The sequence below is a fragment of the Kitasatospora sp. NPDC058965 genome, from assembly GCF_042741245.1.
Classification (GTDB): Bacteria; Actinomycetota; Actinomycetes; order Streptomycetales; family Streptomycetaceae; genus Kitasatospora.
The window spans coordinates 1-7,415 of sequence record NZ_JBHYKG010000379.1 but is presented as its reverse complement, the minus strand read 5'-3'; the positions used below and the strand labels follow the sequence as shown (position 1 = coordinate 7,415).

At 73.6% G+C, this 7,415-nt stretch carries 6 protein-coding genes; all 6 read right to left on the bottom strand.

Translation table 11 applies throughout. The features are described from left to right. Window positions 1-28: 28 nt before the first annotated feature. The 6 genes from ACFW1A_RS36130 to ACFW1A_RS36105 all read right to left on the bottom strand — a co-directional run bounded on the left by ACFW1A_RS36130 (window position 29) and on the right by ACFW1A_RS36105 (window position 7,218). Window positions 29-1,828 (bottom strand): protein kinase, encoded by a 1,800-nt coding sequence (locus ACFW1A_RS36130; protein WP_380417020.1) that lies wholly within the window; start codon window positions 1,826-1,828, stop codon window positions 29-31. Between the two features lie 222 nt (window positions 1,829-2,050). Further along, window positions 2,051-2,878, bottom strand: a complete 828-nt coding sequence (locus ACFW1A_RS36125) for a tyrosinase family protein (protein WP_380417017.1) — start codon at window positions 2,876-2,878, stop codon at window positions 2,051-2,053. A 56-nt stretch (window positions 2,879-2,934) separates the two neighbouring features. Further along, window positions 2,935-3,300: a tyrosinase cofactor gene (locus tag ACFW1A_RS36120; RefSeq protein WP_380417023.1), complete on the bottom strand. Its 366-nt coding sequence runs from the start codon at window positions 3,298-3,300 to the stop codon at window positions 2,935-2,937. A gap of 554 nt (window positions 3,301-3,854) precedes the next feature. Next, entirely contained in the window at window positions 3,855-5,822 is a 1,968-nt protein-coding gene (locus ACFW1A_RS36115; protein WP_380417015.1) for a phosphocholine-specific phospholipase C, read from the bottom strand. 14 nt (window positions 5,823-5,836) lie between these two features. After that, window positions 5,837-5,971, bottom strand: coding sequence for a hypothetical protein (locus tag ACFW1A_RS36110; RefSeq protein WP_380417013.1), 135 nt, complete (start codon window positions 5,969-5,971; stop codon window positions 5,837-5,839). Further along, entirely contained in the window at window positions 5,929-7,218 is a 1,290-nt protein-coding gene (locus ACFW1A_RS36105; RefSeq protein WP_380417011.1) for an endonuclease/exonuclease/phosphatase family protein, read from the bottom strand. The genes ACFW1A_RS36110 and ACFW1A_RS36105 overlap by 43 nt, the downstream gene beginning before the upstream one ends. Window positions 7,219-7,415 lie beyond the last annotated feature (197 nt).

The window sequence follows — 7,415 nt, the reverse complement described above, 5'->3', positions numbered from 1 at the left end:
GACCGTCGGGGACCCGGCGACGCCCGGCTCAGTCGTGCTTGACGGTCCGCTTGACGGCACCCTTGCTGTCGGCGGCGAGGTAGGCACCGCCGTAGTCGTCGGTCAGGTAGAGGTTCATCGACGGGCCCTCGAAGAACACGTCGTACTCGACGATCAGGTACCGCAGCTTCGGGTGGGGCACGTTGAGCGTCGCCTGGGCCTGCTGGGAGAGGTTCGGCAGGGTGTCCCAGCTGTAGCTGCTCAGGTCGACGAGGTTCTCGGGAATGACGCCGGTGTCCGGCTCGCGGGTGAGCTTGCCGCCCTGGTAGTCGACCTCGTCGAAGAGCTTCGGGTCGGCGTCGGTCGGCACCTCGGCGATGGCGTGGCCGTCCTGGTAGATCTTCAGCGACAGGACCTTGCTGGTGCTCAGGTGCATCGCCTGCAGCGTCGCGCGGACGGTGGCCGGGGAGAACGGGTCCTGGTCGCCGGTGGCGGGGGCCTGGGCGGCGGGTGTGTCGGTCGACGGCGCGGTGCCGCTCGGGGTGGCACCGGGCGTGGTGGCACCGGGCGTGGCGTTCGCGGGGGCGGAGACGGGCGGGGCGCCGGCGCCGTGCTTGGCGGTGGCGTTCTGCTGCTCGAACCAGGTGACGGTGCCGGCCACCGCGAGGACGGCGGCGATGGCCGCGGCCAGCGCAGCGCGGCGGCGGGTGCGGGGGACCGCGGGCACCGGGCCGGTCCCGTAGGGCGCGGGGAACGGCGTCGAGCCGCTCGGGTGGGGCACCTGGTCGTTCGGGAACGGCACCGGCCCGCTCGGGTACGGTGCCTGCCCGCCGCTCGGGTACCCGGTGGGGCCGCTCGGGTACGGTGCCGGCCCCGTCGGGTACGGGACGGCGTCCGTGGCCGGGTAGCCGTACCCGGGCTGCGGCTGCGGCTGCGGCTGCGCCTGCGGGGGCGTCAGCTGCGCGGTCGGGGTGTACGCGAGCGGCGGGCCGAACCCCGGCGCGGCGAGCGGGTTCTCGGCGGTGCTGAGCAACTGGTCCAGCTGCGCGGCATCGGGGCGCCGAGCCGGGTCCTTGCCGAGCAGTTGGGCGAGCAGCGGGCCGAGCGGGCCGGCGTGCTGTGCGGGCGGGAGCGGCTCGTCGAGCACGGCGGCCAGGGTGGCCAGCGCGGTGCCGCGGCGCAGCGGGTGGTGCCCCTCGACCGCGACGTAGAGCATCATGCCCAGCGACCACAGGTCGGAGGACGGGTTGCCCTCCTCGCCCCGGATCCGCTCGGGGGCGATGTACTCGGGCGAGCCGATCAGCGCGCCGGTCTCGGTGAGCGTCGCGGTGCCCTGCATGGCGGCGATGCCGAAGTCGGTGAGGACGGGCGTGCCGTCGGGGCGCAGCAGCACGTTCCCGGGCTTCACGTCGCGGTGCTGGATGCCGGCCTGGTGGGCGGCGGTCAGCGCGGCGAGCACGCCGCGGCCGATCCGGGCGGCCTCGGGGACGGAGAGCGGTCCGCGGCCCAGTCGGTCGTGCAGGCTGCCGCCGGTGACCAGTTCCATGACCAGCCACGGGTGCGGGTGCTCGGGGCTGTCGACGATGTGGTGGATCGTCACCACGTTGGGGTGCTGGAGGCGGGCCAGCGCGCGGGCCTCGCGCAGCACCCGCTCCCGCAGTTCGGCCGCCGCCGTGGGGTCGCTCTCGGCCAGCGTCGGGTCCGGGGGCCGGACCTCCTTGAGTGCGACGTCGCGCTGCAGCGCGGTGTCGTGGGCCAGCCAGACCAGGCCCATGCCGCCGCCGCCGAGGCGTTGCTGCAGCGCGAAGCGACCGTCGATGAGCCGCAGCTGCGGTCCCCCAGAATCCATGCGGATCATCGTAGGGGCGCGCGCCGACCGTGCACTCCGTCCGGCCCCCGGCGGGGGTCGCACGGGCTTGCGGGACAGGCACGGTGTGCAGGCGATCGAGTCGGAGCAGATCGGGACCGAACGATCGGTCCGCGCGCCGCCGCCGTCCGCGCGCCACCACCGCGGCCGTCCGCGCGCCACCACCGCCGCCGTCCGGGGGCGTTGGCCCCCGGACGGGCCCGGTCAGTAGTCGGTGTCGTAGGTGTAGAACTTGGTGTGGTCGAGCAGGTCGGCCGGGGTCACGTCGTTCCACGGCTTCATGGTGCCGTGCAGTGCGACCACGTTCCGGGTCGCCTTCACCGGCAGGTAGCCCTGGTCGGGGTGGCGCTTCTGCCAGCCGGCCCAGAGGCGGTCGATGAAGCAGTGGTGCAGCCAGAACACCGGGTCGTCGGGGGACATCCCGGTGCTCATGTGGCCGCCCACCCAGACGTGCACGCGGTTGTGCAGGTTCACCCCGACCCAGCCTTCGAGGTTGTTGCGGAACCCGGTGCTGGAGCTGTTGAAGGGCGCGGCGTCGTAGGTCGCGAGGGCGAGCACCGAGTCGACGTCGGCGCGGGTGGGCAGGTCGCCGACGGCGCCGCCGAGGTCGCGGGTGAGGAAGTCGCGACTGTCGGGTGCCACGGTGAGCGGCCAGTTGCCGCCGTCGTGCGCGAACGGGCCGGTGGTGACCCGGCTGTCGTCGCCGCTGCCGCTGCCGCCCATCAGGTCCGGGCCCCAGAGGCCGGCCTGCGGCGTGCGGTCGGCGGTCCAGTCCCAGTACGGGAGCGTGACGGTGGCGTCGATGCCCTGCAGCGCCTGTTCGAACTGGAGCAGGAAGCGGCGGTGCCAGGGCAGGAAGGACGGTGCGCGGTGGCCGGTGCGCTCGCCCCGGTCGGTGTCGCTCATGATGAACGAGTTGTGGGTGGTGACGTAGGCGTCGTAGTCGCCGCGGCGCTTGAGCTCCAGCACGGCGTTGACGAAGGCGCGCTTCTCGGCGGCGGTCAGGGTGGCCTGGTTCTTGCGGATCGCCATGGCTCTTCCTCGGGTGCGGTGGTGCGGACGGACGGTGCTGCGCGGAAGGGCGGGTGTCAGACGGCGACCGGCGCCAGGCTCGCGCCGTGCAGCGCGTGGACGGCGGCCCGGGCGAGGGCGCGCGGGGTGGCGAAGGTCTGGTAGTGGTTGATCACGCTGATCCAGGTCCCGTCGGCATTGCGCATCATGTGCAGCTCGCGACCGTCGATCAGCACCATGTACCCGGCGTCGTCGTGGTGCCCGCCGCTGCCCGCGGCCATCGGCATGCCCTGGATGCGCCGGCCGCGGAAGACCTCGTCGAAGCTGTCGCCCGCCCCCGGGTCGGCCGCGGCAGCGGTGGCGGGCCCGGTGGCGGGGCCGGTCAGGCCGAGCACGGCCGCGCCGGCGGCGGCGGTCATCGCGACGGCGGCGCCCTGGAGCATCCGGCGGCGGGTGAGGTCGGTGGTGCTGGATTCGGACACGGGTGTCCCCCCGGACTGGTGGTGGAGAAGAGGGTCGGCCCGGCGCCGGTCGGCAGGCGGCCGACGGCGCGGGGCGGACGAACCGTCAGAGCGCCTGGAGTGCAGTCCAGCGGGCGAAACGCCGTGATCCGCTCGGTCATCGGTTCGTACGAGTCATTCCTATCAGGGCGGGACCGGCGGCCCGGACGATGTGATCATGCGATGGGGTTGTGGTGACCGGTTCTGGACAGTTCGGTCACCGGCCTTGCGGATTTCCTCGACGTCGATCCTTCGGCGGCGTGGATGATCCGGCTGCCAAGGCCGCAGATCATTCGATGGGCAGGTAGGACGGCAGAACATCCTTCGATCGCGACGCGGCTTCTTGGGGGAGCCTTGGGGCGGGAGGATGGCGCGATGCCACCGTCTCACCGGAATCCGGTGTTTGCCGGACCGCTGAGCGGTGCAGGGGCGGGGCAGCACGAAGCCCCGCCGGGCGGCCGAGCCGCCGACGGGGCCTGTGCGGGTGCGACGGACCGTCAGAGCTGGTGCGCCGTGCCCGCGTAGCGCTGGGTGAACCGGGTGCCGGTGCCGGCGGTCACCGTGACGTCGTACCGACCGGCCCGGTCGAGCGGCCAGTCGAGCTTGACCGTCTTCCCGGCGCCGACCCAGACCGTCTGCGGGCTGCCCGCGAAGTCGTTCGGCACCGCCGTGAAACTCACCTCGCCCGCACCGTCGTTGGCGAGCTCCAGGCGCAGCGACTTCGGGTCGCGCAGGTCGGCGGTCACCAGAGGTACCGCGACGTCCTCCTGGGCGAGCCGGACCACGGTGCCCGCGAACCGGGTGACGAAGCCGTCGGCGCCGTGGACGGTGAAGTCGTAGCGGCCGTCGGTGGTCGAGGCGTCCCAGGTGTAGCTGCGGGACTGGCCGGCCGGCACCGTGAACGGCGTACCGGCGAACGGCAGCGCGATGTTCGGGTAGACGGTGAAGTGGTAGCCCACCGTGCCGAAGTTGGTCATCGTGCAGGTGACCCTGCCGCTCGCCCGGTCCACCTCCACGTCCGCCCACGGCCGGTACGGCAGCGGGCGGTGCGGGCGCTCGCCGCGCTCCTGGACCGGCATCGACTGGGCGCCCTGGGCGGGCAGCGCGACCGGCGGCAGCTTGGCCGCGCCGTCCGCCTTGGCCATCAGGGCGACGGTGTCCGGCAGGACCGGGATCGAGTAGTCGGGCCGGGCGAAGTCGAAGCAACTGGTCAGGTCGCCGCACACGGTGCGCCGCCAGTCCGAGATGTTCGGCTCGGCGACCCCGGTCACCACCTCCAGGAACCGGAGCACCGACGTGTGGTCGAACACCTGCGAGTTGACGTACCCGCCGCGCGAGAACGGCGAGGCGACCCAGAGCGGGACCCGGTTGCCCAGGCCGATAGGCCGGCCCTGGGCGAACTCCTCGGGGGTGCCCGGCTCCGGCGCGGGCGGCACCACGTGGTCGAAGTAGCCGTCGTTCTCGTCGTACATCACCAGGAAGACGGTGTGCCGCCACACCGCGGGGTTGGCCATCAGCGACTGCAGCGCGCTGTTCACCCACCAGGCGCCGTAGTCCGGGCTGGCGTTGGGGTGCTCGCAGAACAGGTAGGGGGCGACCAGCCAGGACACGGTCGGCAGGGTGCCGTCCTTGCAGTGCGCGTCGAAGGCGGACAGGTCGAACTTGGTCATCGCGTTGACGTAGCGCGGGTCGTCCGGCGGGAACGCGTGGAACTGCTTGAAGTAGGAGAGCGCGTTGTCGTCGTAGTCGCCGGTCCGCTCGTCCTCGCTCGGGTTGTGGTAGACCCGCCAGCTGACCCCGGCCCGCTCCAACCGCTCGGCGTAGGTGGTCCAGTCGGCCACCGGGTTCTGGGTGACCGGGGTGTTGTCGATCCACGGGCCGGTGGTGCCGTCCCGGCCCGGGCCCGCGGTGCCCGACCAGAGGTAGAGCCGGTTGGGGTCGGTCGGTCCGGCCAGCGAGCAGAAATAGGCGTCGCACAGGGTGAAGGCGTCGGCCAGGGCGTACTGGTAGGGGATGTCCTCGCGGGTGAAGTAGCCCATGGTGCGCTCGCCCTTGGCGGCCACCCACTTGTCCATCGCGCCGTTGTTGATCGCCTGGTGGCCGGTGGCCCAGTCGTGGGCCAGGCCGCCGGCGTTCTGCGCGTTGTACCGGGTGGTGTCCATCCGGTACGGCAGCATCACGCCGCCGTCCGCCCGGTGCGGGTCGGGCTGGCGGAAGACGGAGTCGCCGTTCGGGAAGCGCAGGCCCTGCTTGTCGTCGAAGCCGCGCACGCCGTTCAGCGAGCCGAAGTAGTGGTCGAAGCTGCGGTTCTCCTGCATCAGGATCACCACGTGCTTGACCTCGGAGGCGCCCGGGTGGGCGGCGGTGTTCGACGCGGCCCGGGCCGTGGCCGGCAGGCCGGCCACCGAGGCGGCGGCGGTCGCGGCGGCGGCGCCCAGCAGGGTGCGGCGGTTGAGCTCGGTCATCGGTGGAGCGCCTCTCAGATCTCGAAGGTCGCGACGGCGGCGGCGGTGTCCGAGGGCCAGCCGTTCGCGGCGGCGTCCGGGTCGGCGGCGGGCCAGCCGGTGGCGATCACGTGGGCCTCGCGCAGCGCGAGCGGACCGGTGTAGAGCACGTAGTCGATCCGGTCCTGCGGTTCGGGCTTGCCGCCGCGCTGCTTGCGGGTGGGGGACCAGGTGGCGCCCGGGTCCCGCTTCGGGTCCGGGTGGTCCTCGCGGAAGCTGTCGACCAGGCCGGCGGCCTGCAGCGCGGTGGTGACCGGCCAGGCGAGGTCCGGCCGGTCCAGGTGCGAGGGGGAGGAGAGCTCGGCGGCCAGCACGGTCGGGACCGGGTCCTCGCCCAGGCCCATCGCCGCCACCAGCGCCTGCGCCTGCCGCAGCCGCAGCGAGCCGGTCTCGGCCGCCAGCACCTGGGCGGCGGTGGCGCCGTCCTGGTACGCGTAGGGCCCGTAGCCGTTCTCGTCCAGGTGCGCGGCCCAGAACCGGACCGTCCGCCCGGCACCTGCACGGTGACGCCGGCGGCCGGCAGGTCGGCGGTGGCGGGGGTGACGTCGGTGAGCGGGTAGCGGCTCAGCACGCCCACGCTGCCCGGGCTCTGGTAGGCGTACCAGCCGAGCGCGTCGGCCAGTGCCCGGGCGGCCGTGCCGCCGGTCTCCTGGAGCGCGACCACGTCCCAGCCCTGGGCGAGGACCACCCGCAGCTGCTTCTCCCGGGCGTCGGTGGTGTGCGCGCCCGCGTCCCAGAGGTTGAGGCTGGCCGTCTTCAGCGACCGGCGTCCCTTCGGCTCGACGACCGGCACCTGGACGGTGAGTGTGTCGCCCGCCCCGCCCGCGTCCTTGACCGCGACGGTGATGACGGCCGGGTGGGCGAGCGGCTTGCCGGGCGCCGTGCCGGTGACCACGCCGTCGGCGCTGACGGAGAGCCAGGAGTCGCCGCCGGTGCGGCGGAAGCCGGGCGCGGTGGTGCCGGTCCACAGCCCGGACAGCCGGACGGCGACCTGCTCGCCGGGGGCCACGGGGGTGGCGGTCAGCGCGTCCACCGCGCAGTGCGGCGGGACCACGGCCGGCTTGGGCCGGAAGCTGAACGGCGCGCTCTGGGCCAGCACCCCGTAGCCGTCCTTGGCGAGCAGGTAGGCGGTGTACGGGCCGCCGGTGAGGGCCGAGGTGTCGAGCGCGACGTCCCCGCTCGCGGCCGGGGTGTACTTCCACAGCAGCGAGGCGCCGGTGCCGGGCCGGCGGGTGCCGTCGTAGAGGCCGACCCAGTTCTTGGCGTCGGGTGCGTCGGTGGTCCAGTGGAAGCTGAGCTTGTCGCCCTCCACCGGGTCGGAGCTGGAGCTGAGGGTGAGGGAGCTGCCTGTGGGCACGGTTCTTCCTGTCCGCGACGGGGCCGAGTTGGCTGAACAACTGAGCCCTCATTCAGACGGGAGGCGGCGGCCGGGGCATGAACGGCGGGTGACGCGGCGTCGGAGTCGGGCCGAACTCGGCCGCCGGTGGGGGCCCCCACCGGGCGGTGGGCGCCCCCGGGCGGGGGGCCCCGCCGCACACGGGGTGAGTCGGTGGG

Excerpts from the sequence above, each read along its gene's own strand:
- ACFW1A_RS36120 (WP_380417023.1), bottom strand. The coding sequence starts at position 3,300 with ATGCTCCAGGGCGCCGCCGTCGCGATGACCGCCGCCGCCGGCGCGGCC.
- ACFW1A_RS36130 (WP_380417020.1), bottom strand. The coding sequence starts at position 1,828 with ATGGATTCTGGGGGACCGCAGCTGCGGCTCATCGACGGTCGCTTCGCG.
- ACFW1A_RS36115 (WP_380417015.1), bottom strand. The coding sequence starts at position 5,822 with ATGACCGAGCTCAACCGCCGCACCCTGCTGGGCGCCGCCGCCGCGACC.
- ACFW1A_RS36125 (WP_380417017.1), bottom strand. The coding sequence starts at position 2,878 with ATGGCGATCCGCAAGAACCAGGCCACCCTGACCGCCGCCGAGAAGCGC.